Source organism: Novosphingobium sp. HNCC26BN242, from assembly GCF_057180525.1.
In genome coordinates this window covers 703721-728905 of sequence record NZ_JBXUGM010000001.1, presented here as the reverse complement: position 1 = coordinate 728905, position 25185 = coordinate 703721, and the positions used below count along the sequence as shown (strand labels likewise).

The 25185-nt window shown below is 62.4% G+C and carries 15 protein-coding genes; 4 read left to right on the top strand and 11 right to left on the bottom strand.

The annotated features are described in order from the left end of the window. Positions 1–42: 42 nt before the first annotated feature. The 6 genes from AC2A1F_RS03505 to AC2A1F_RS03480 are packed head-to-tail and all read right to left on the bottom strand — an operon-like array spanning position 43 to position 5961. Positions 43–471 (bottom strand): Na+/H+ antiporter subunit G, encoded by a 429-nt coding sequence (locus AC2A1F_RS03505; RefSeq protein WP_484207367.1) that lies wholly within the window; start codon positions 469–471, stop codon positions 43–45. Then, a complete protein-coding gene (locus AC2A1F_RS03500) occupies positions 468–737 on the bottom strand; it encodes a K+/H+ antiporter subunit F (protein ID WP_484207366.1) in 270 nt (89 codons plus the stop codon). Before AC2A1F_RS03500 ends, AC2A1F_RS03505 begins: the two co-directional genes overlap by 4 nt. Continuing rightward, positions 734–1219, bottom strand: a complete 486-nt coding sequence (locus tag AC2A1F_RS03495; protein WP_484207365.1) for a Na+/H+ antiporter subunit E — start codon at positions 1217–1219, stop codon at positions 734–736. Before AC2A1F_RS03495 ends, AC2A1F_RS03500 begins: the two co-directional genes overlap by 4 nt. Position 1220: 1 nt before the next feature. Beyond that, positions 1221–2738 (bottom strand): monovalent cation/H+ antiporter subunit D, encoded by a 1518-nt coding sequence (locus tag AC2A1F_RS03490; RefSeq protein ID WP_484207364.1) that lies wholly within the window; start codon positions 2736–2738, stop codon positions 1221–1223. Continuing rightward, positions 2735–3115, bottom strand: coding sequence for a Na+/H+ antiporter subunit C (locus tag AC2A1F_RS03485; protein ID WP_484207363.1), 381 nt, complete (start codon positions 3113–3115; stop codon positions 2735–2737). Before AC2A1F_RS03485 ends, AC2A1F_RS03490 begins: the two co-directional genes overlap by 4 nt. Continuing rightward, positions 3112–5961 (bottom strand): monovalent cation/H+ antiporter subunit A, encoded by a 2850-nt coding sequence (locus tag AC2A1F_RS03480; protein ID WP_484207362.1) that lies wholly within the window; start codon positions 5959–5961, stop codon positions 3112–3114. The genes AC2A1F_RS03485 and AC2A1F_RS03480 overlap by 4 nt, the downstream gene beginning before the upstream one ends. A gap of 222 nt (positions 5962–6183) precedes the next feature. Between AC2A1F_RS03480 and AC2A1F_RS03475 the strand changes: the two genes are divergently transcribed. From AC2A1F_RS03475 to AC2A1F_RS03465, 3 genes are all read left to right on the top strand, one after another. Further along, positions 6184–11670 (top strand): AMP-binding protein, encoded by a 5487-nt coding sequence (locus AC2A1F_RS03475; RefSeq protein WP_484207361.1) that lies wholly within the window; start codon positions 6184–6186, stop codon positions 11668–11670. Between the two features lie 163 nt (positions 11671–11833). Further along, on the top strand, positions 11834–15547 hold the full coding sequence (locus AC2A1F_RS03470; protein WP_484207360.1) for an SDR family NAD(P)-dependent oxidoreductase: 3714 nt from the start codon (positions 11834–11836) through the stop codon (positions 15545–15547). Further along, positions 15547–16476 (top strand): acetyl-CoA carboxylase carboxyltransferase subunit alpha, encoded by a 930-nt coding sequence (locus AC2A1F_RS03465; RefSeq protein WP_484207359.1) that lies wholly within the window; start codon positions 15547–15549, stop codon positions 16474–16476. The genes AC2A1F_RS03470 and AC2A1F_RS03465 overlap by 1 nt, the downstream gene beginning before the upstream one ends. Positions 16477–16493: 17 nt before the next feature. On the opposite strand, the gene AC2A1F_RS03460 is transcribed toward AC2A1F_RS03465, so the two are convergent. Continuing rightward, positions 16494–19421, bottom strand: coding sequence for a CHAT domain-containing tetratricopeptide repeat protein (locus AC2A1F_RS03460; RefSeq protein ID WP_484207358.1), 2928 nt, complete (start codon positions 19419–19421; stop codon positions 16494–16496). 181 nt (positions 19422–19602) lie between these two features. Here AC2A1F_RS03460 and AC2A1F_RS03455 point away from each other — a divergent pair, with 181 nt between their 5' ends. Continuing rightward, positions 19603–21264, top strand: a complete 1662-nt coding sequence (locus AC2A1F_RS03455; RefSeq protein ID WP_484207357.1) for a GNAT family N-acetyltransferase — start codon at positions 19603–19605, stop codon at positions 21262–21264. Positions 21265–21465: 201 nt separating this feature from the next. Here the strand turns inward: AC2A1F_RS03455 and AC2A1F_RS03450 are convergent, their stop codons facing one another. From AC2A1F_RS03450 to AC2A1F_RS03435, 4 genes are all read right to left on the bottom strand, one after another. Further along, entirely contained in the window at positions 21466–22473 is a 1008-nt protein-coding gene (locus AC2A1F_RS03450; RefSeq protein WP_484207356.1) for a M48 family metalloprotease, read from the bottom strand. A 23-nt stretch (positions 22474–22496) separates the two neighbouring features. Next, positions 22497–23591, bottom strand: coding sequence for a nuclear transport factor 2 family protein (locus AC2A1F_RS03445; protein WP_484207355.1), 1095 nt, complete (start codon positions 23589–23591; stop codon positions 22497–22499). A 44-nt stretch (positions 23592–23635) separates the two neighbouring features. Continuing rightward, positions 23636–24430: a hypothetical protein gene (locus tag AC2A1F_RS03440; RefSeq protein WP_484207354.1), complete on the bottom strand. Its 795-nt coding sequence runs from the start codon at positions 24428–24430 to the stop codon at positions 23636–23638. Positions 24431–24555: 125 nt separating this feature from the next. Next, entirely contained in the window at positions 24556–25068 is a 513-nt protein-coding gene (locus tag AC2A1F_RS03435; RefSeq protein WP_484207353.1) for a hypothetical protein, read from the bottom strand. Positions 25069–25185: the final 117 nt, after the last annotated feature.

The window sequence follows — 25185 nt, the reverse complement described above, 5'->3', positions numbered from 1 at the left end:
GATCTGAAAGCTCCAGCCTCGGGTTGGCAACCCGGGGCTGGATCATTCAGAAGTGGCCGCCGATGATGCCGCGTGTGGCGCTTCATATGTCGCCCAATTGCTGTCCGCCGATGGAACGGGCGGCAGTCCTGCAGGGCCAACGGGATCAAGCACGCCATTCTCCGGCTTCACCCGCAATTGGTGCAGATGCACTTTGGCGATCATGTTGGCCGATATCGGCGCGGTGATGAACAGGAACAGCGATATCAGCAGTTCGTGCAGCGCCCATGCTCCTTCGGCCAGATGAAAGAACAGGATCGACCCCACCAGCATTCCGCCAAGCCCCAGCGTTGTTGCCTTGGTTGGCCCGTGCAGCCGCTCCATCAGCGTGGGCAACCTGACCATGCCCCAACTGCCGATCAGCGCGAAAGTGGCTCCGATCACGATCATGGCGCTGATGGCGATATCGGCAAGGGAATCCAGCACGCTCACTCCACAATGTCCCCGCGCAGCAGGAACTTGCAATAGGCCACTGTGCTGATGAACCCGACCATCGCCAGGATCAGCGCTGCTTCGTAATAGGTGCCGCGTGCCGTGGCGATGCCGATCAGGACGATCACCGCAATCACGTTGATGACCATCGTGTCGAGCGCCACGATCCGGTCCCCGATGGTCGGTCCCTTTAGCAATCGCCACACGTTGCAGCACAAGGCCAGCGCCAGACAGACGAAGGCATAGTCAACGGCATAATCGATCATTTGAAGACCCCTTTCAGGCGGGCTTCATAACGCACCTTGATCCGCGCAATCTCACTTGCGGGATCAGGCGCGTGAAGGGCGTGGACCAGCAGGTAACGGCCGCAAGATGATACGTCTGCCGATACCGTTCCGGGCGTCAGGCTGATGGTCCCGGCCAGCACCGTGATGGCCTCGGGCGTATCCAGTTCCAGCGGAATGGTCAGCCACGCAGGCCGCAGATCGCGATTGCGGCAGAACAGGATAATCGCGGCCACCTCGAAATTGGCCACGATAATGTCCCACAGGACCAGCGCAATGAAGGCAAGCCCAGCGGTATAATTGACCGAGGGCCGACCCGGCCAAAACGGCGCGGTAAACAGCGGCAAAAGGATGCCAATAACGATGCCCATCAGCACACCGCCTGCAGTAATGGCATTGGCCATCAGCAGCCAAACGATGACTAGCAGAACCGACAGACCGGGGTGCGGGATCAGGCGGCGCATATCAACGCTCCCCCAAAACGGCGCGGGCGGTGGCGGCGCGATCAAGCACCTGCTCTGCCGCTGCCGTGCCATAATCGGTAACCGGGCCCGCCCCGGCTGACAGGCCGGCAAGCAACGCAAGTACGATGATTGGGGCAATGAGATCGGAACTGGATACAGGCGGCGGCTGGTAACCGGCAGAGGCCTCTGCTTCCTTCCAGAAAATTGCGCTGCCCGTGCGGGCAAAGCCGATCACACCGATCAGGGTCGTGCCCAAAATCGCACCCCACGCCCAGCCCCAGCCCGCCACATCAGTGACCGAGCGCAGAATCAACAGCTTGCCGATAAAGCCTGAAAGCGGTGGCAAGCCCGTCGCCGCAATGGCTGCTCCCATGAACAGCAGGGCAACCAATTGCCTTTGCTGGAACATTGGCCCGGGCACGGCCCGGTCAGCATAGCTCGCGCGGCGGCGGGCCACGATATCGGCCACCAGAAACGACGCCGCCCCGGCAAAGGTTGAATGGACGAGGTAGTAGATTGCAGCGCCCAGCGTGTCCTGCTGCCATCCGGCCACGGCAATCATCAAGGTGCCGGTGGACCCGATCACGGCATAAGCGGCCTGTTCCGAAAGTTCGCGGGCCACAAACACCCCGGCAAAGCCCACGATGGCGGTCAATATCGCGGCTGGCAGCAGATAGGGAGCAGGCACCCATGCCGCAGCGCCTGCATCATCGCCAAAGACCTGCGGGATCACGCGGATCATCGCATAGACGCCCACTTTGGTCATGATCGCAAACAGCGCCGCAACCGCTGGAGTTGAAACCGCGTAAGTGCGCGGCAACCACAGATGCAGCGGCACAATCGCCGCTTTCAGCGCAAAAACGCTGGCCAGCAGCAGCGCCGCCACGCGCAACAGGCCCTGATCATCGGGCGCAATCGCCGCAACCCGCAGGCCCATGTCCGCCATGTTGAGCGTGCCCGTCAGCGCATAGAGCAGGCCCAGCGCAATCAGGAACAGCGACGAGCCGACGATATTGACGATCACATACTGCACACCTGCCTTCAACCGCGCAGGCCCCTGCCCATGCAGCATCAGCCCATAAGACGCGATCAGCAGCACTTCGAAAAACACGAAGAGGTTGAACAAGTCGCCGGTCAGGAATGCCCCGTTCAGGCCCATCAACTGGAACTGAAACAGCGGGTGAAAGTGCCAGCCCTTGCGGTCAGACCGCGTGATAACCGCGTGGGTTAGGGCAATCAGCGACAGACTGGCCGCCAAAGTCAGCATGATGGCCGAAAGCCGATCAACCACCAGCACAATGCCGAACGGCGCAGGCCATTCACCCAATTCATAAGTGCGGATTGTGCCGTCCCCGGCAGCATGGAGCAAAATCACAGCTGCAGCCAGCATCGCCATGCAGGACGCAAAACCGATGCCGACGCCCAGCCACCGCCTTCGGCGCATGACCAGCAGCGCTATCGGTGCGGCAACTGCGGGGATGACGATCGGCGCAATGGCAAGATGCGATGCAACACTCATCCGCGCGGCTCTGCGGTCACGTCTGAGCACTCATCCTGATCGCCAGCACATTCGTTGCCATCAACCTGATCGCTGCCGGTTTCCAGAAAGCTGCGAAGAGACAGCACCACGGCCAGCGCCGTCATCCCGAACGTGATCACAATGGCCGTCAGGACAAGCGCCTGCGGCAAAGGATCGGCATAGTCGGTGACACCCTTTTGCAGGATTGGCGGGCGATCAATCGTCAACCGCCCGGACGCAAAGAGGAACAGGTTCACGGCATAGGAAAACAGCGTAAGCCCAAGCACAACCTGAAACGTCCGCGCCCGCAGCGAAAGATAGATACCGCCTGCCACCAACACGCCAATGGCGCTGGCGACCAGAAATTCGAGGGTCATTGGCCCTCCTCCTGCTGCGCGGCAAGGCTGGCAGCATGGGCCCGCGCCGCCCGCTGGGCAATCTGGCTAAGCTGCGCCAGCGCCATCATGACCGCACCAAACACCACCGCCAGCACACCCAGATCGAACAGCATGGCAGTTGCCAGTTCAACTTCGCCCACCAGCGGAATATCGAAATAGCCGAAAGAACTGGTCAGGAAATTGGCCCCGAACACAAGTGATCCCAGCCCTGTTGCCAGCGCCACAAGAACCCCGGACCCGATCAGCAAATGCTCCCCCACCTTGCGGCGCGCATCGGTCCAGTCAAAGCCTGAGGCGAGATATTGCAGCAGGAACGCAATCGCCATCACCAGCGCGGCAATGAAGCCTCCGCCCGGCTGGTTATGGCCGCGCAGGAAGATGTAATTGCCCACCGCCAGCACCAGTGGCAGCAGGATGCGCGTAGCCATCACGAACATCACCGGGTGGCGTTCGGGCGAATGCGGCATGTCTTCCTGCCAAGTGCCCAGCCGCGCCCCGGCCGCACCGCGCGTTGCCGTATCGAGCAGGGCATAGATCGCAAGGCCTGCAATCCCCAGGACGATAATCTCACCAAGCGTATCGAAGCCACGGAAATCAACCAGCGTGACATTGACGACATTTGTGCCGCCGCCACCGGTATAACTGTTGGCAATATGATAGGCCGATATCGGATCATTGGCATTGCGCGTCAGCATCGCCCAAGCCGCACCACCGACGCCCAATCCACCGGCAACCGCCAGCGCACCATCGCGCGAACGCCTGCCCTTGCTCGACAGTTGTGGCGGCGTCTTGGGCAGGAGATTGAGGGCTAGCAGCAGCAGCAGAATTGTGACTACCTCGACCGAAATCTGCGTCAACGCCAGATCAGGGGCCGAAAGGTGGACGAAGGCCAGGGCAATGACCAAGCCGATCACGCTAACATAGACGAGCACCAGAAACCGCTGGCGCTGAGCCAGCACCACCGCAACCGTGGCGGCGATCAGCAGCCCCCAAGCGATCACCGCCACCACCGATGCAGGTTGGCCTGCACGTGGGCCGGTAAGGCTTCCGCCACCGGCCGTTGCTCCTTCGATAAACAGCGCAACAACCACCGCAAAAGCGGCAAGCAACATGCGCTGCAGCGATGGCGTGTGCAATGCCACGATCAGCTTGCGAATACGCTTGTCGGCATAAGCCATCGCGCGTTCGAACACGACCTTGGCATCAAGGTGGCGCACGCTCTCATAAGCGCGCAGCAGCGGCGCGTGCTGCCACAGCAGCAGTGTGCCAAGCGCTACGGCAGCCACGCTCATCCCCAGCGCCGGGTTGACGCCATGCCACAGCGCCAGCCCCAGCGGTGGTGCCGCCTCGCCCAGTACCGCACCCGCTGCAGCAGAAACCAGCGGCCCTGCCAGCGTCATCGGGATCAGGCCAAGCAGCACCGCCAACACCACCAAAAATGCCGGTGAAGCCCACATTCCAACACTCGGATCATGCGCTTTTGTATGAACCTGAGCATCGCGCGGCTTGCCGAAAAACAGATGAACCGCAAGCCGCAGCGAATAGGCGACCGACAAGGTGGCCGCCACTGTTGCCACCACTGGCACCAGCCAGGGAAGGCCAAGCAGGCCAATATGCAGCGTCTCGTCCAGCATCATCTCTTTCGAAATGAAGCCCCCAAAGGGCGGAAGTCCTGCCATCGACGCTGCGGCCAAGGTTGCCACCAGCGCGGTGATCGGCATGGCTTTGCCAAGCCCACCCAGCTTGCGGATATCGCGCGTGCCCGTTTCGTGATCGACGATCCCTACCGCCATGAAGAGCGCGGCCTTGAACGCGGCGTGATTGAGGATGTGCAGCACTGCGCCAACAGCCGCCAGCTTGATCGAAAAGCCCAGCAGCATCACCAGCAGGCCCAACTGGCTGATGGTGGAATAGGCCAGAATGCTCTTCAGATCGTGCCGGAACAACGCCACCCAAGCGCCGATCAACATGGTGATAAGCCCCGTCCCACTGACGATGACGGTGTAAAGTTCTGTCCCCGAAAGCACCGGCCACAACCGCGCCAGCAGAAACACGCCCGCCTTCACCATCGTGGCCGAATGCAGATAAGCACTCACCGGCGTTGGCGCTGCCATCGCGTGCGGCAGCCAGAAATGGAACGGAAACTGCGCCGACTTTGTAAAACAGCCGATCAGGATCAGGATCAGCATCACCGGATAGAGCGGCGAGGCCTGCACAAGATCACCGCGCTGCAAAATGGTCATCAGATCAAACGACCCGGCAATCGTCCCCAGCAGCACCATGCCTGCAATCAGCACCAGCCCGCCGCCGCCCGTCACCGCCAGCGCCATGCGCGCGCCCTGCCTTGCCTCTGCCTTGTGTTTCCAAAAGCCGATCAGCAGGAACGAAGACAGACTGGTTAGTTCCCAGAACACCAGCAGCAGCAGAATGTTGCCGGAAATGACAATACCCAGCATCGCCCCCTGAAACAGCATCAGGCTGGCAAAAAACCGCCCCGTCGCTTCGGTCGGAGCCAAATAGAAGTGGCCAAAAATTACCACCAGCAAACCGATGCCCAATACCATCAGGGCAAACAGCAGCCCCAGCGGATCGAGCATCAGGGAGAAATCAAGTCCAAGTGCAGGCACCCATGGTGCCGAAACCGCAAATACTTCACCTGCGAGTACGCGCCCGGCCGAGGCCAGCACGATGATCAGCCCCACTGCACTTCCCGCAGCAGCCAGACCGCTATGCCATGCCAAGCTTTTTTTACCGACCACTGCAATCAGAAAGGCAGCAAGGAATGGCAGAAAAACAAGCGGATAAAGGGTCAGTTGGAGTGCCATTGTCTGGCCCTGATGCTCCTGTTCAATAGCTTATGCAGTTTGATTTGCTGTCCCCGTCAGCGCCTGTCCTAGACGTTGCAGACAAAGGAAAACAAGGAAAACCAGCCCAACAGCAGCGCCTTCCTAGCAAGAATTGCCGGGACGCTTGTCCCACGGGCGTATTGCCAAGACCGAATTGTTCAGGCTCACTCTCCAAAATAAAAACACAGGGAGGGCGATTCGATGGCAGCAGCTGGCCTGTCCGCAGCAGCACGTGGCGCAACACCTGTTGCCAGCGTAAACCCCGTTCGCACGCGCGCCGATTGGGCAGCGATGCGAACAGCCGTGCTTGAAAACCCCGGAGCGTTCCACGCCAACATCGCGGCAGAACGGATCCACTGGTTCGTCGCCGACCAAGGCACGGCGGGCACATGGCTGACCCGCGATAGTGCTGGCACATGGTCCGGCTGGGATGCCACCACTGGCGCGCCGGTCACCGCTGAACTCTCTGCAGATTTCGCACCATGGACAACCGCGTTTGACGCCTCGAACCCGCCGCACTGGCGCTGGTTCAACGGCGGCCGCACCAATGCCGCCTTCAACGAGATCGACCGCCACGTGCTGGCCGGCCACGGCGATGAAGCCGCACTGATCTTCGAAGGCGACCGCTGGGACATGGCGGCAGACGGCGGGCGCGGCGCGCCGGTCGATACCTTCACCGTCTCGCGCAAGCGGCTCCTGCTCGAAGTCGCCAAGTGCGCCGTTGCGCTGGAAACGCTGGGGCTGAAGGCGGGCGACCGCATTGCGCTCAACATGCCCTCGATCGTGCCGCAGATCTTCTGGACCGAAGCGGCCAAGCGGATGGGCATTGTCTACACGGCAGTGTTCGGCGGCTTCAGCGACAAGACCCTGTCTGATCGCATTGCCGATGCTGGCGCGCGCGTGATCGTCACGTCAGACGGCAGCTATCGCAGCGCGCAAGTTGCTGCGTTCAAGACCGCCTATACCGATCCTGCGCTCGACAACTACGTGCCTGTGACCACTGCGCTGGCCGTGCTGGCGGCGACCGACCTCGGGCTTGATCCGGCAGACGCCGCCGTGATCAACACCACCGTTGCCGAAACGCTTGCGGGCGAAGTCACCGTCGAACGCTCTGATGTGATGCGCGGCGTGGGCCGCGCGCTTATCAAGCTGGGCGAAGCGGGCCGTATCGCATCCAGCGATGCAGCGCGCGTGCGCCTTGCCATTGCCTCCAGCCTCGTCACGCTTCCGCCGCGCGTCGATACCGTGATTGTGGTGCGCCACACCGCCCAGCCCGATATCGTCTGGCGCGAAGAGCGCGACCGCTGGAGCCACGAGCTTACCGACGCGGCGTTGGAAACCATCCTCGCCAAGGCTGGTGTCGCCAATGAAGCAGCGCTGCTCGCCCTGCCCGACGCCGATTTCGTGCGCGCCATCTGGGCATCGTCGAAGCCGCTCCCAGTCGATTCCGATTACCCGCTGTTTTTCATCTATACTTCGGGTTCCACCGGCAAGCCCAAGGGCATTGTCCATGTTCACGGCGGCTATACCGCAGGCATCGCGCAATCGATGCAGGTCGCTTTCGATGCGCGGCCGGGCGACACGATCTTCGTCGTGGCCGATCCGGGCTGGATCACTGGGCAGAGCTACCAGATTTCTGCAGCCTTGCTTTCGCGCGTCACCACGGTCGTGTTTGAAGGCTCACCGGTGTTCCCCCATGCGGGCCGCTTCGCCTCGATGATTGAGCGGCACAAGATCACGATTTTCAAAGCGGGTGTGACCTTCCTGAAGTCGGTCATGTCCGATCCGTCGAACCTTGCGGATGTGCAGCGCTACGACATGAGCAGCTTGCGCGTCGCCACCTTCTGCGCCGAACCGACCAGCCCCAGCGTGCAGGCCTTCGGCATGGAGCACGTGACCCCGCAGTATATCAACAGCTACTGGGCGACCGAACACGGCGGCATCGCGTGGACCCATTTCTACGGCAACGCCGATTTCCCCTTAAAGGCCGACGCCCACGCCTTCCCGCTGCCGTGGATTGTCGGCGAAGTCTGGGTCGAGGATGAAGAGGCCACCCCCGGCACCGCGCAATTTGCCCGCACTGGCAGCGAAGGCGTCACCTGGCGCCGCGCCGAGCCGGGCGAAAAGGGCGAAGTCGTTATCGCCGCCCCCTACCCTTATCTCGCGCGCACGATCTGGGGCGATGTCGAGAATTTCCGCGTCGAGAACGGCAGCGTGGTTGGCGGCTGGACGGGCGATGCCGGGCGCTGGGAAAGCGGCTATTGGGGCCGCTGGCAGGGCGCTTGGGCCTATACCCAAGGCGATTTCGCCATCGCGCATGATGATGGCTCCTTCTCGTTCCATGGCCGTTCGGACGACGTTATCAACGTCTCGGGCCACCGCATGGGGACCGAGGAAATCGAGGGCGCAGTGCTGCGCGACAAGACCCTCGATCCAGACTCGCCGGTCGGCAACGTGCTCGTTGTCGGCGCACCGCATCGCGAAAAGGGGCTGACCCCCCTAGCCTTCGTCGTGCCCGTCGCGGGCCGAAAGCTGACCGAGGAGGACCGCCAGCGGCTGTTCAATCTCGTGCGCACTGAAAAGGGCGCGGTTGCAGTTCCGGCAGACTTCATCGAGGTCAGCCAGTTCCCCGAAACGCGCTCGGGCAAATACATGCGCCGCATGGTCCGCGCGCTGGTCGAAGGCGGCGAGCTGGGTGACGTTACCACCTTGCGCAACCCCGAAAGCCTGACTGAGCTCAAGACGGCGATTGATGCATGGCAGCGCCAGCAGCGCCTCTCCGAAGAGCAATCGCTGTTCGAGCGCTACCGCTACTTCTTGATCCAGTACAATGCGGTTGCTCCGGGCAAGCGCGTCGCCACCGTCACCGTCACCAACGCGCCGGTTAACGCGCTGAATGAGCGCGCGATCGACGAACTGGTGATCGTGGTCGAGCATTTGGCGCGCAAGGACGATGTCGTTGCGGTGGTATTCACCGGGCAAGGCACGTCATCGTTCGTCGCGGGCGCGGATATCCGGCAGATGTTGGAGGAAATCCATTCCCACGAAGAAGCGCTCGTCCTGCCCAACAACGCGCAGCTCGCCTTCCGCAAGATCGAGACCATGGGCAAGCCCTGCATCGCGGCGGTGCAAGGCGTCGCGCTCGGCGGCGGCATGGAATTCGCGCTTGCCTGCCACTACCGCGTGGCGGAACCCACCGCGCGCTTCGGCCAGCCTGAAATCCGCCTGCGCCTGCTGCCCGGCTACGGCGGCACACAGCGCTTGCCGCGCCTTCTGGCAGACAAGCACGGCGAGGTCGGAGTGCGCGATGCGCTCGATCTGATCCTAGGCGGGCGCAGCATCGATGCCGACACCGCCGCCGGAATTGGCCTTGTCGATGCGCTGGCCACCGGCAGCAGGGATGCACTCGCCGAAGCCCACGCGCTGGTGCGCGATTGGGTGAAGCATGGCGAGGGCAGCACGCTGGGCAAGGCCTTTGCCGCACGCGAAGCCGCGACGCAGAGCTGGGAACAGCCCGCTAAGGTCGATCTCGATGGCGTGCTTCAGGACGACTTCCTCCAGCGTATCCTCCGCCAACTCGATTGGGCCGGTCGCGGCACGGCGGGCGCACGCGCGCTCTATGCCGTGCGCACCGGCCTGACACAGGGCATGGCCGCAGGGCTGGCGCGCGAGGCCGCGCTCTTTGCCGAGGCGATCATCGATCCCGAAGGCGGCAAAACCGGCATCCGCCAGTTCATGGACAAAGTCAGCCCGCCGCTCCCCGTGCGGCGCGACGGTCTGTGGATCGACAGCGAGCATGAGACACGTGGGGCCGCGCTGGAAGCCAGCGGCGATCTGCTGCCGGTGGGTGCGCCATTCTATCCCGGCGTCACCGCGATCCCCGAATGGCAATATGCCTTCGGCATCGCGCGCGATCCCGATACCGGGAGCCCACGCTTCGGCCCGCCCGCGACGCACGAACGCGAGCTGATCGTCAAAGTGCCCGAACCTGCGCCCAACGAAGCGCTGCTCTACATGCTGACCAGCGAGGTAAACTTCAACGATATCTGGGCGCTGACGGGCATTCCCGTTTCGCCCTTCGACGCCCATGAAGAAGACGTGCAGACGACAGGGTCGGGCGGCATTGCGCTCGTTGCCGCACTTGGCAGCGAAACCCGCGCCAATGGCCGCGTCAAGGTCGGCGATCTCGTCACCGTCTATTCGGGCACCAACGATCTGCTCTCGCCGATGGTCGGCAACGATCCAATGTACGCGGGCTTCTCGATTCAGGGCTACGAAACCGAGACGGGCAGCCACGCCCAGTTCCTTACCGTGCAGGCCCCGCAGATGCACGCCGTCCCGCCGAACCTGACTCTGGAGCAAGCAGGCAGCTACGTCCTCAATCTCGGCACGATTTCGCGCTGCCTGTTCACCACGCTGCAGATTGCCCCGGGCCGCACGCTGTTCGTTGAAGGCGCGGCCACCGGCACCGGGCTCGATGCGCTGCGCTCATCGGTGCGCACGGGCCTGCAAGTCACAGGCCTTGTCTCCAGCCCTGCACGCGCCTCGTTCATCACCGGCCAGCAGGGCGCAGTGGGCGCGATCGACCGCAAGGACCCACGCTTTGCCGATCTGTTCACCACCGTGCCCGAAGATGCGGACGAAGCCCGCGCTTGGGAAGCCGCTGGCGCGCCGCTGGTTGCCGAATACGAGGCGCTAAACGGCGGCAAACGCGCCGATTATGTGGTCAGCCACGCGGGCGAAACCGCCTTCCCGCGCAGCTTCCAGCTCCTTGCCGAAAACGGCACGCTGGCGTTCTACGGCGCGTCGTCCGGCTATCACTTCAGCTTCATGGGCAAGCCCGGCGCGGCCAGCCCCGAAGAAATGCTGCGCCGCGCGGCCCTGCGCGGCGGCGAGGCGGTGCTGATCTACTATGGCCCCGGTTCCACCGATCTGCTCGACGACATGGGCCTCGAAATCATCGAAGCCGCCCGCCGGTTCAACGCGCGCAGCGTGGTGGCAACCACCACCGATGGCCAGCGCGAATTCCTGCAATCGCTTGGCCTTGAAGACGCGATCGAGGGCATTGTCAGCCTCGAAGCGATCCGGCGGCGCGAGGGCGATAACTTCCTCTGGCCCGATACCATGCCGCGCCTGCCCGATGCCAAGGCCGATATCGAGGTCTTCAAGGCCGCAGTCCGCGATTATCAGGATCGTGTGATGAAGCCGTTCGGTGCAGCTGTCGGCAAGATCCTGCGTTCGCCCGACAACCCGCGCGGAAGCCCCGATCTGGTGTTCGAACGCACCGGCCAGGATACGCTCGGTGTCTCCACCTCGCTGGTCAAACCCTTCACCGGTCGCGTGGTCTTTGCCGAGGACATGACCGGCGGGCGCTTCACGTTCTATGCACCTCAAGTCTGGACACGCCAGCGCAAGATCCTCATGCCCACGGCCTCGATCCTCGGCACGCACTTGTGCAACGCCTATGAAGTTTCGCGCATGAACGATATGATCGCTGCAGGCCTGCTAGAAGTGACCGAGCCGCAAGTCGTCGAATGGGACGGCCTGCCAGAGGCGCATCAGGCGATGTGGGACAACCGCCATTCCGGCTCGACTTATGTCGTCAACCACGCCCTTCCCGCGATGGGTCTGCGCAGCCGCGATGCGCTGCTGGAAGCGTGGGCGGTAACACAGGAATCCGATGCTTAAGTGCATGCTTGACAAAATGGCCCGGAAACAGCGAACATAAACGAACCGACTGCACCGGACCAAATGTCGGGCGTCTGATCACCTTGCTACGAAGCTGTCCTCCCCAGGCATAATATTGAAAAAGCGCGCAACATCGCTTGCAGCGCATGTGTGGGAGAGTGACATGGCCAAGGCAAAGACCAGCACAACTGTCGATTCTAAGCCCAGCGATTCGGCCGTCAGCACCGCCACCGGCAGGCTGGCAGGCAAAATCGCGCTAGTGACCGGCGCAGCGGGCAATCTCGGCGGCTATATCGTGCGCCATTATCTGGCCGAAGGCGCAACCGTGGTGATGACCGGGCGCACCTCCGAACGGTTGGAAGCTGCTGCTACCGCCATGCGCGAGGCCAGCGGCGTCGATGCCAGCCGCCTTGCCTCCGTGGTGCTCGATGGCGGTAATCCGCAATCGGTGCGCGATGGCATTGCCGATGTGGCAAAGCGTTTTGGCAAGATCGATATTCTGGTCAACAACGCAGGCTCTGCGGGGCCCAAGCAGCCGATCGAACAGCTTCCCTTCAGCGCCGAAGAACTCGCCGCGCTGCAGAAAAAGGGCTCGACCGATACCGAGACAGTCGCCGATGCCATGCGCAACATTTTCGGCGTGGCATGGAACCTTGCGCGCACCGCTGCCGGCGTGATGGGTGAAGGCGGATCGATCATCAACGTCTCGACGATCTTCTCGCGCACGCCCTATTTCGCGCGCGCGGCCTATGTCGTGCCCAAGGCTGCAATGAACGCGTGGTCGCGCGAATTGTCGCTCGAACTCGGGCCGAAGGGCATCCGCGTCAATCTCGTCTTCCCCGGCCCGATTGAAAGCGAGCGCATCCGCACTGTCTTCGCCACGATGGACAAGATGCGCGGCGACGAAGCGGGCACGACCGCCAATACCTTCTTCGACATGATGTCGCTCGAACGCAGCACCAGCGGCGCGCCCAAGGCCAAGACCTTCCCGGTGCCCGATGACATCGCCCAGACCTGCGTATTCCTCGGCAGCGATGAATCCGCCGCCTACAACGGCCACGATTTCGAAGTGACCCACGGCATGACCGTGCGCAAGGAAGAGCGCGCAACCTATCTCGCCCGCCCCACCATGCGGTCGATGGATGGCGCTGGCCTTGCCGTGCTGATCGCGGCGGGCGATGGCTGGGAAGAGGCGCTGGAGATCGCCAAGATCCAGATAGCCTGCGGAGCATCGGTGCTGCTCGGCCTGCCGCGCCAGGCAGATGTGGCCATCGCCCAAGCCCGCGCCAAGGCCGAAGCGATTGGGGACGCGCTCACCATCGTGCGCTTCAACCGCAGCGAACCGGCCACGATCGAAGCCGCGCTGGCGACGTATACTAAAAGCAACGCGCCGATCACTGGCGCAATCTTCCTCCCAGTCAACGGTCCGGGCGAATTCACCGGAAAGCTGGTCGATGCCACTGACGAAGACATCGAAGCCTTCATGGATATCGAACTGGTCGGCGCGATGGCATTGGCCCGTACGCTCAGCCGCTATTGGAAGCGTCACGGCGCACTGCTGCAGGCGCCGCGCTTCATCTTCATGTCGAATGCCAGCGACGGCAAGGACAACGTCTACGCCAACGTGCTGCGTGCCGCGATAGAACAACTGGTGCGCGTCTGGCGCGATGAATCCGAGATTGATGTGGCCCACGGGCGGCGCGGGCAGGTAGAATGGGGTAATCAGATCGTCCGCTTCACCAATGCCGAAGCCGAAAACACGCGCTTTGCTGCAGGCCATGCTGCACGTGTGCTGATCAAGGAAAGCAAGATCGGCGAAGTCACGCTCTATGTGCCGCGCAACATCGGCGAGGCGACCGGCGCACGCAAGGCGATGGCCGGGTTCAGCGAGAACATCACCGGCCTGCATCTGGGCAAAGTCGCGCTGATCACCGGCGGTTCGGCAGGCATCGGCGGCCAGGTCGCACGGCTGCTGGCGCTGGCTGGGGCAAAGGTCATGATGGTCGCCCGCCGCGAAAGCGAACTGGCCGTGGCCCGCGCGCGCATCGTCAGCGAGCTGGAAGACATCGGCTTTGCCGGTGTCGAACGCCGCGTTCAGACCATGTCGGGCATGGACGTCAGCAATCTCGACAGCCTGAAAGCCGCCGTTGACGCCACGATGAAGGCGTTCGGGCGGATCGACTACCTGATCAACAATGCTGGCGTTGCAGGCGCTGAAGAGATGGTAGTCGACATGAGCGTCGATGCCTGGAACTACACGCTGGATGCCAACCTGATCTCCAACTTCGTGCTGATGCACCACGTCGTGCCGCTGATGAAGGCCCAAGGATCGGGCTATGTACTCAACGTATCGTCCTATTTCGGCGGGCAAAAGAACCTTGCTGTCGCCTATCCCAACCGCGCGGATTATGCCGTTTCCAAATCCGGCCAGCGCGCGATGGTGGAATCAATGTCGCGTTATCTGGGCCCCGAAGTGCAGTTCAATGCCATCGCTCCTGGCCCAGTTGATGGCGACCGTCTGGCAGGCACCGGCGGCAAGCCCGGCCTGTTCGAACGGCGCGGCAAGCTGATCCTGGCCAACAAGCGCCTGAACGCGGTCCACGCCGCCGCCGTCAGATCGCTGCGGCGCGGGGTGCGGGTCGAAGCGCTGCTCAGCCGCCTGTCGCGCAACGATACCGTGCGCATGTCGCACGATACCAACAACCCGCGCGAACTGCGTGAACTCGCACTGGCCTGCGCGCGTGAGGGCGATGGCCTGTGCACCTGGGACCGCTATCTGATGACGCCGGATATCGCAGCCAAACTGGTGTGCCGCTTGCGCAACACGGGCTATTTCCTCGATTCCCCCGAATGGGCAGAACGGCCCAATACGCCGGAAGACAACGGCAACTGGCTGCTCAAATCCCCGCCTGAAGACGCGCCATTCCTTCCCGCCGAAAAGATTGCCAGCGAGGCCGCGAAAGTGGGCACCGGCGTGCTCTCGCAACTGCTGCTGGGCAAGATGCCAACCGAGACCGACGTGGCGCAGGCCACCGTGTTCTTCCTTGCCGACCGTGCCGTCAGTGGCGAAACCTTCATGCCTTCAGGCGGCCTCAGCGTTGAACGCTCCACCACCGAGCGCGAACTGTTCGGCAGCCCCAAGCAGGAGCGGCTCGATCAGATGCGCGGGCGCACCGTGTGGATCATCGGCGAACATCTGACCGATTACCTTGCCGAAACCGCCCGCGAGTTCATTAGCGACTGCCATGTGGCGCGCGTGGTGTTCATGACCAGCACCGAGGCAGGTTTTGCCGCGCTGAAGGAAGCGCTGTCCGACATTGAAAACGCACCACTGGAAATGGCGCTGCTCGATGGCGGTGTAGAAGCCGCCATGGACAGCGCGCTGACGCAATGGGGCCACCCGACAACCATCGTCTCCACCCCGCTGCAGGCGCTGCCGACCAAGCTCTTTGCCACCGATGCCTTGCTGAGCCCTGAAGAGTTCCGCCAACTGGTCGCCGATAATCTCACCACGCACTTCCGCGTCTCGCGCAAGGCCTCGCTCTATGACGATTGCCAGCTGGTGCTCGTCACCCCCGATGTGCCGATGGGCGACAAGAGCCCGGCCTTTGCGCTCGCCAACTTCATCAAGACCACGCTCCACGCCTTCACCGCCACCTTGGCGGTAGAGAACGAGCGGCTGGTCCACGGCGCTCCGGTCAACCAGATCAACCTCACCCGCCGCGTCCGGTCCGAAGAGCCGCGCGACTTGGACGAGCATCTGGAAGAGGTAAAGCGCTTTGCCCGCGCGGTGCTGCTGGTCGGCACACCGCTGCCCGATGCCGAAGATTCCCGCTATCGCGCGCGCATATATCGCGGCATGTCGATGACGGTCTAATGGAATACCTCTCGTTCGAAAAGCCGATCGAAGCGCTCACCCGGCGCGCAGCAGCCCTGCGCGAAACCGGGGAGCGCGAGGACGAGGCGGCCATGCTGGATGAGCGGGCGCACCGCCAGCTTGGCGATATCTACGCCCGGCTCACCCCGTGGCAGCGCACGCAAGTGGCGCGGCACCCTGCGCGCCCGCACTTTGCGCAATATGTCGAAGGCCTGTTCGATCACTTCATGCCGCTGGGTGGGGATCGCACCTTTGGCAACGATCAGGCGATCATCGGCGGCTTTGCACAACTGGGTGGGCGGCGGGTCGTGGTCATCGGCCATGCCAAGGGCGAGGACACCGCTTCGCGCCTGCGCCACAATTTCGGCATGGCCCGGCCCGAAGGCTATCGCAAGGCGATGCGGCTGATGGACCTGGCCGACCGGTTCGGCCTGCCCGTGATTACGCTGGTCGATACGCCCGGAGCCTTCCCCGGCATCGATGCCGAAGCGCGCGGACAGGCCGAAGCCATCGCCCGCAGCACCGAAAAGTGCCTCTCGCTGGGCGTGCCGCTGATCGCCGTGATTGTCGGCGAAGGTGGTTCGGGCGGCGCGGTGGCGCTGGCGGCCGCCAACCGCGTGCTCATGCTCGAACACGCGGTCTATTCGGTCATCTCGCCCGAAGGCTGCGCCTCGATCCTGTGGCGCGGTTCGGATCGCGCCCCCGATGCCGCCGAAGCGATGAAGATGACCGCCGCAGACCTGCTCCAACTCGGTGTCATCCACCGCATTGTTTACGAACCGGTCGGCGGCGCACACCGCAACCACGCCGAAACCATCCGCCGCCTTGGCACCGCGCTGCGCAGCGAACTGGATGATCTGATCCCCCTCGGCGCTGACGATCTGCGCAACGAACGCTGGAACTTCTTCATGCAGCTTGGGGAACTCTGAAGCGGCGTTTTACGCCGTCAATTTCCCACCAGCACGAACGGTGCCCAAGTGGCAGGATGCGCCGCCCCGGCCAGCTTGCGATCACGAATAATGGCAAGCTGGGCTTGCCGCAGCGCCTCGGCCTGAGACAATCCGCGCCCTGCCCCGTTCAGCGTATCGAGTGTCAGGCGGCTGGCCACATCATCGCGCACTGGCCAGTGTGACAGCAGCAGGGACCGCGCCCCTGCGGCGATGAACGACCGGGCGAGCCCTGAAAACGTCGGCGCGCTTTCCCCGTCACCGGCGCTGGTATCGCAGGCAGACAGGATCACCCAATCGGCATCAAGCCGCAACTTGGCGATTTCCGAAGCCGTCAGCAGCCCGTCATCGCCCTCGCTCGCCTGAACGGGCGGGGTCAGCACCAGCGCAGGCTCCACCAGATCGCGGAACTCCCCGCCGACTAGGCCGTGAGTGGCAAAGGCAATCACGCTCGCCTGCTGCAGCGGCGCGGCCTTCACCGCCGTCTCGGTGGCATCCGTGCCGATCAGCAGCGCCGATTGCCCGGGAAAGGCGCTGGCCATGCTGCGCAATTCATCCGCCGCGCCGGGCAGGCTGGCCAGCTCGCGCAAGGCCCGGGTGCTGGTATCGCCCGAGCGAAGCAAGCTGGCATTGCGCGTGGCCAACCGCACCGGTTCGCCCAGCACAGGTGCGCCGATGCCAGCAAAACTGCGCGCCTTTTTGCCACGTGGCCCCTCGGTCAGCGGCACCGCCGCCAGCGGAACCGAAACGGCATGCGTCAGCGCCAGCCAGCGCGTGCGGCGCAGCGCATCTGCGGCATCATCATCCCCCTGCGGTGCCTGCGTGATAAACGCCGAAAAGGGCAACGCGGCAAGGCTGCCTGTGGCCAGAATGCGCAGATCGGACGCTGCCTTCACCGCATCGCGGATCGGCTGCGGAAACAGCGCCAGATACAATTCATGCGCCGCCGTGCGATCAAAAGCCGCTTTGCCATTGGTCTGAAGCCCGCTTTCAATCGAACCACGCAGGCGCTTTTGCAGATTGAGCAGCGGTCGTGGGGCAATGGCCGTGGTGGCCGCCACCGCCGTGTCCGGCGTCACCGCCAGCACAACCAGTCCCTCTTCGTCCTGACCATAAAGGATCAGCGCCTGCGCCTTGGCCAGGCCCGCTTGCGCCGCTGTAAGGCTGGCTGGCTCCACCGCTGTCTGCACCGAATAACCGGGGATCAGCGCCGCCAGCCGCGCATCTTCCTCGCGCAGTTTGGCATCGATATCAGCAAGTTGGCGATTGATCTCGTCTGCGCCCTCGCCCTTGCCCGCGGCCACTTGCGAATTGAGCGTGCGCCGCAACCGCGCGCCATCGGTGGCCAGCGCCTGATAGCGGCGGATTGCCTCGGTCGCCTCTGGGCTGTCCGCCGTGCGCAGCAGGCCCAGGCTCGACATCGCGCTTTGCAAATCGCCCAGATTGGCGAGCTGCAACGCTTCGAACGCCTGCGCCACATCGCCTGCTGCCATGGCGAGGCGAGCATGCTGTACGAACAGCCCATGATACTGCTCGGCAAGCCGCGATACCTCGGCACGGGGCGTGGCACGATCCAGCAACCGTGCCCGCGCTGGGGCCAGAATCGCGCGCGAACGCGCCATCGCGCCGGGATGATCGCCCTTTTCCGATGCGACAACTTCGGCAAAGATCAGCCCGCCCAGCCGGCGCGCGTTTGAATCGAGCGCCCGTTCTATGAACGCCGCATTGGCGTGGGAAAGCAGCGGCAAAGCCTCATCAAACCGCCTGCCCCCAATATATTCGCGCGCAAGGTTCACTTCGGCAAAAATCACATCGGGATGCTCGGGCGAAGTCGCGCGCTCCCGGCCGATACGCAGCGCTTTTTCGCGCAGGGCCAGCGCCCCCTCCTTGTCCCCGCGCCACGCCGCCAGCCTTGCCAACTGGCCGATCGCAGTGGCGGCAATCGTGGGATTGTTGCGGATGGTGCTCTTCTCAAAGATCTCCGCCGCCCGTTCATAAAACGGCAGCGCCTCCTCCTTGTGCCCCGAATTGTCGAGCGCAAAGCCAAGCGCACTGAGCGAAAACGCGATATCGGGATGCCCTTCCGGATAGGCCTTTGCCCGCAGATCAAGCGTCCGCCGGATCACCGGAATTGCTTGGCCATAAAGCCCTGAATCGTTGAGCGAAGCACCCAGCTGGCTCAGCGCCGCCATGGTCACCCGGTGGTCTTCGCCCAGCTTCGTTTCCGCCCACACAGCCGCCTCGCGCGCCGGGCCAATCGACGAGGCTGGATCACCCGCCTGAACCAGCAGCGCCGCAAGGCTCAGCCCGAAGATGGCAGGCTGTTCCAGATCGTTGCCCGATTGCGTGGCATGCGCCCGCGCCAGCCGCAGCGCTTCCCGCACCCGCGGCATCGCCTGCAGCGGCTCTCCGCGCCGGAATTCAATCAGCGCTAGGCCATAGAGCGCCGAGGCATATTCAATGCTTTCCTTGCCCGCCGTTTGTTCAGTCAGCGTCAGCGCGCGCAGCTTATAGCGCGTAGCCTCGTCCAGCTTGCCCATCGACGAATAGAGCGAACCGATGTTGTTCACCAGTTCGGCGCGGTCCGGGGTCATCGGGTATTTGTCCCGGTCCAGTTCCGCTTCAAGGCCATAGTAGATGCCCAGCGCTTCATCGTATCGGTCAAGCCAGAAGAGCGCATTGGCCCGGCTCGCTTCGGCATAGATCAGGTCGAGCCGGTTGATATTCCCGGCCTTGCGTGCCCGCGCCAGCACCGCATCGATCATCGCCAGCGCCTCGGCCGGTTTTCCCGCCGTATCGGCGGTTTTCAGCGCCTTGACCTCATCTGCCAAACTGGGAACGCTTGCCATCGGCTTTTCCGGTTCGGCGGCAAGACAGACGTTTGGCACAAGTGCCAAAGCAGCAACTGCCCAGATGATCCTCGACATATCCCCTTGCCCCTACTCGAACGACACCCCAGAAGCCCCATACCTGAAGCGTTTTGCCAGCTTAGGCCAGAGTCTTTGCGGCCATAGTTTTGCCAGCCGCAATGCCTTGCTACAGCAACCATTTCCAGCCAGAGTCAGGCTGCAACCGGCATGCCGTCGGCAATCACGGAGCACCATCTCGATGGCAGATACCACGCCCCCTGCAACAGCGAGGAAACCCCGTCGCGCCGCAACCCCGCGCAAGGCAGAAAGCAAGGCCCGCCTCGAAGTGCGGAACGCGCGCATTGCCGATGTGCGCGGTATCAGTTCGCTGGTGCGCCGGGCCTATGGTGATGGGCAGACATATACCTCCGGGCAAATATCAGGCCAGATCAACAACTTCACAGCAGGTTGCTTCGTGGCTGTTCTCGATGGCCAGATCGTTGGCTATTGCGCCACCTTGCAGATTGCCGGCGAAGTCGCCCTGTCACCCCACACTTGGGACGAGATCACCGGCAACGGCTTTGGCGCGCGCCATGATCCGACCGGCGATTGGCTCTATGGCTATGAAATGGTTGTCGATCCTTCGGTGCGCGGGGCGCGCATCGGCCGCCGCCTTTATGAAGAACGCCGCGCCCTTGCCGAAGAGCGGGACCTGACGGGGATCACCTTCGGCGGCCGAATGCCAGGGCTTTCACGGCTGCGGCGCAAAGCGCCTGATGTTCAGGCCTATCTTGATGAAGTGGTGGCCAGCAAGCGCCACGATCCGGTGATCCGCTTCCAGCTGGCCAATGGCTTCCAACCCATCGGCCTGCTGCCGCACTACCTGCCAGAGGATGCTGCCTCTCTTGGCTACGCGGTCCATATGGTGTGGCGCAATCCCTATGTTGACCGCGACCAGCCGGTAAAGCTGCGCGTGCCGCGCGGGGTGGAAAGCGTGCGCCTTGCCACCTGCCAGCTTCAGGCGCGGGCAGTGAAAAGCTATGAAGAATTCATGCAGAATGTCGAATATTTCGTCGATGTAGCATCGAGTTACGAGGCAGACTTCATAGTCTTTCCCGAGATGTTCACGCTCCAGCTCCTGTCCTTCGAGGCGCGCCAGCTTTCTCCCGCTGAAGCAATCGAAGCGCTCAGCCGCTATACTCCCAAGATCCGGCAGGCGCTGTCAGACCTTGCGATGCGGTTCAACATCAACATCATCGGCGGATCGCACCCGACACGCATGGACGATGGGGACATTCACAACGTGGCGATGGTCTGCCTGCGCGATGGATCGATCCACGAACAGGAGAAAATTCACCCCACCCCGGACGAGCGCTACTGGTGGAACGTCAAAGGCGGTGACCGCATCGACGTGATCCCGACCGATTGCGGCCCCATCGGCGTACTCATCTGTTATGACAGCGAATTTCCCGAACTGGCGCGCCGTCTGGTCGATGAGGGCGCCCGCATCATCTTCACCCCGTTCTGCACCGACAGCCGCCAGGGCTATTTGCGTGTGCGCTATTGCTGCCAGGCACGGGCCATTGAAAACCAGTGCTTCGTGGTGATGAGCGGCAACGTGGGCAATTTGCCCAACGTGCACAATATGGACATCCAATACGCCCAAAGCTGCATCCTCACCCCCTGCGATTTCCCCTTCGCCCGCGATGGCATCGCCGCCGAAGCCAGCGAAAACGTGGAGACGCTCACGGTGTGCGATGTGAACCTTGCAGACCTTGCCTGGGCGCGCGCCGAAGGGTCGGTGCGCAATCTCGCGGACCGGCGGTTCGACCTCTATCGGATCGAATGGGAGGACCCGAAAAAGCGCCGCCACGCCGCTCGCCCCGCACCGATCGGCAAGCCCCTGCCCGCAGGCGGATGATGGCGTAAACTGCAATCGCGGCAGGACCGACTTGGCACTGCGTGAAGCAACGCAAATACTCCCTTGGTGCAGTTTGGTGCATCTAGGTGCAGCTAGGTGCAGTTCGGAAATCGCGTTCGGAAGCTCCGATTTCACCCTAGCCAAGACCGGAAATGCCGTGAATGCCTGCAACCTGACACCACCCTTCTGCCTTGTCTGCGCCTACGAGGCCGTCACGATCTTTAGCCGCATGCCGGGCTTGACCTGATCAGGTGTATCCAGCCCATTTATAGCCAGAAGATGCGCCAGCGGACTGGGCATAGCCACTCGCTTTGCCAGCAATTGCGCAGTTTCGCCGGACTTAACAGTCACGACCCGCAAGTAACGATTCATAACGCCCTTGTTGGACTTGAACGTCAGGCGAAGTCCGTTGATCATATTAAGATAGCGATCCCGATTGCGCGGCAGATCGGTGCCTCCCTGCTGCTGCGCCAACTGCATGGCACGCTTGACCCGGTCAATCGGCTGGGGATGGCTTTGCAAATATGGCGGAGTTTCGTCTCCAGTCGGCTGAATAAAGGAATCATACCAGTCATTCTGCTTCTGCAACTGGTACAGCATTCGCGCCGCCCCTAAAGTATCAAGGCCAAGTTTGCTGTTAACGGTAAATCCAACAGCATCGGATTCATACTCGTTCTCTTGACTATAGGCGATATTCTTAAGCATCAGACCGGCTTTTATTTCCGGTGCCTTTTCCCTGAATCGACGGCTAAGCATGCCCAGCTTGTATGCCGCTGTTGAAACATTTTTACGGGCGATCTTCTTGGCGGCATGACGGTTTATGGCATGGCCGACTTCATGACCGATGAGTCCGACCAGCTCGGCCTCGTCGTTGATCCAGACCAGCATACCCACATTAACATAAACAAACCCGCCGGGCATCGTGAAGGCACCCAGATCAGGCTTGTTGGTTACGCTGAAAACAAATTGATCGGGGTGCTTAGCCACGCTTTGGGCAATGCGTTTACCAAAATCGGCGACGTAGCTGGTCAGCTTCGCATCGGGGTAAGGTCCACCAGCTTCGGCAAGAACGGCCGCGTGATTGCGTTCACCGTATGCCCGCTCTTCCAGGGGATTCATGAACGTGCCGTAATCCTGCGCCCATCCGGCCGTTTGAGGCGCGAGCATAGAGGCGACCATCACCCCCAGTAGCAGTTTCCTTGCGATCATCGCCCGCCCTCCTTCTGTCCTGATCAATCCTGCACCAGGCGGATCTGTTCGATCTTTCCGCCCGAAAAGCTGAAATAGAGTTTGCCGCTGCCCCGCGATGAACGCATGGCCGAAAACACCTGATAGTTGCCGTCCACTTGTGGAGGTTGAGGGCGTACGCCCTGATCTTCGCGCGCGGCATCGCGCATTCTGGCGGCAACGGCCTGCTTGCCGGTCGCGCCATCCTTTGGCGAAACGAGCCGCACATTATCGTGCAGCAAGGCAATACCGCCGTTGATATCACCAGAATTGATCGCAGCAACATAACGCGCCGCAATCGACCGGCCGATATTGGCCTCACGCTCAAGCCGGGCGCGCAGTTCGGCACTTGCCGCGGCACGGCGGCGCTGTTCAGCCTCGGCCTCTGCCAGAGCCAGCGCATCGCGACGAATCTTGAGATCGGCAACGATCTGGCCGCCCGCGCTGCCCGCTGGCGAAGGAACGACTTCTAGCGCTGCCACGATGCGGTCAATCGCAGCCGGCGTGCGCGCACCTTGGGAAGCGGCGCTGATCTGCGCCGAATTGTATTCGATCAGCGATGCCTGCATCAAGGACAGGCACCGGTTATACTTTTCGACCATAGGCGAAAGCGCACCGCCAAACCCCTGTGCCAGCTGATCCAGCTTCTTGCCGTCATCAGCATAGGGAGCAAGGGGATGCACCCCGCCACCCACCAGATCGATGCCGCCATCGATCTTTGACATCTCTACCCAGCTGGCCAGCATCCATTGCGCAAGCGCACTGGCGGTGCGCGCCGAAGTTGCGGCAATCGCATCATCGAGCGTTGCAAAACTTTCCTGCATCGAACGGCTGGGCTTTCCACCCGCCCCCGCAATTTCAGCCTCGATCACTCGCCGCGCCCGGATTGCTTCTGCCATCGAAGCAAGGCGTCCGTTGGCGTACGTCCAGTTTTCGCGGCGCGCTTGCGCAATTTCAACAGATGAAGACAGGCCCGGAATGGACAAGGGATTGCCGAAATCGGGACAGGCAAACCCTTGCGCCCAAGCCAACGCCTTTTGCCCGCGCGCAATCGCAGCCTCATCCTCGGGCGTGCGCGCAATTGCCGAACTGTTTGCCATCAGCGCAGCTGCCAGAAACAGGGCGTGACGCAACCGTCGCATCCTCATTTCTCTTGGCGAAGCTTGGGTGGCGTGGCCCCTGCCGAAAGCAGCGCTTCCGGCCCGATCCGGGCGCCATTGGCATCAAACGAGGCGCTGATGATCTGCGCCCCGCGCAAGGCATAGCCGCTGCACACCTGATTGCCATAAGGCTTCAAACGCTCACGCAGGTCAGTGGCCATGCGCGTGCGCGCAGCCGGGCTGGCAGATCCGCCCTGAACCTCGATCCGGGCCACTTGCGGGTCTGAACACAGCAATCCGCTTTTGTTCACCGCAGCATATGTAAGCACCGCTTGCGTCCCTTGCCCATCGAGCAAAGAGCGAGCAATCACGGTCGCTCCATCTTCGCTGGCATTGCGGAACTCACTTGATGATGTGCAAGTCCCGGCCTGCGGACTGGTGCAGAAGAATGGCTTGCCTTTGGTCGCTGTCATCACTGCGCCAAAGGCCGAAAAGTCCCGGCGCTTGGCAAAGTTGGCGCGATCGGCACTGGTTCCGCGTGCCCCCCCGCCCAGCAGGCTGTTGTCCTTTGAACTGCCCAGTTCAAGCAACAGCCAGTTGCTCTCCCCCTCGGCCACCGCATTGTAGACGATCTCGCCGTTGACCGTGCCTTTTGCGGCAACCAGCTTGACGCGGGGGCAGGTGCGACGGATCGAAGAGACAACATTGCTCATCATCCGCGTGGCGGCGCTATCCTTGTTGAATGCGGCGCGATCCTTGCCGTTGAAGACGAACGCCACCTCATCGCCGCAGCGCGGGCCGGAGAACGAGGCGCTCAGCGAATTGTCCACTGTCGTCATGAAAGGACGATTGCCCAGCATTTGTCCATGGGCCACCCCGCTGCCCATAATGAGAAACGGCAGGGATAACGATAGCAGCAAACGTCGGCTCGGGATCACAGGGCTCATCGGTATCATCCTTGGCATCAAAAAATCGCAAGAGAACGTGCTTGGGCGTCGGCTGAACGGCCTGCCCGCAACAGTTGGCTCAATTGTGCAGCCTGCGCAGCGACCAATTGCGCATAAGCGCTCGCTCCACGATCAGGCAAAGCGCTCAAAATCGATGAAGCCCGCTTCGTAGCGGCTTCATCCCTCGTGCCAAGAAGCGCCACCGCTTCGGTCAGACGAATGCCGGGATCCTCAGGGTCAAGCTTTGCCGCCTCGGCAAACAGCGCGTCCCCCTTCTGGCGTGACGCACCGTAAACCAATGCACCTATCCGTGACCGGCGCACCACTTCATAATGCCAAGCCCCGCCCAAGGCCTTTGTCCAACCTTCATTTGGCAGCTTCATTTCCGCTGTGTCGAGCGCTTCCCGGCTGCGTTTTGGATAGCCTTCGCGCAGTGAAGCCGAGGTGGAATTGCTGCGCACCAGCGTGCCGATCGCGGCAATCTCGACCAGAAGGGTCGGCACATCCAGCGGGGTGATCCTTTCGAGCACGCGCCGTGCCGCCAATTCCCTGTCAACCTCGGGCTTTCCCACGGTTGAGACAAGAAAATCCTGCAGATTGTTGACTGCGGCAACACCTGCAGGAGCAGCCGACAGGACCGAGCCCTT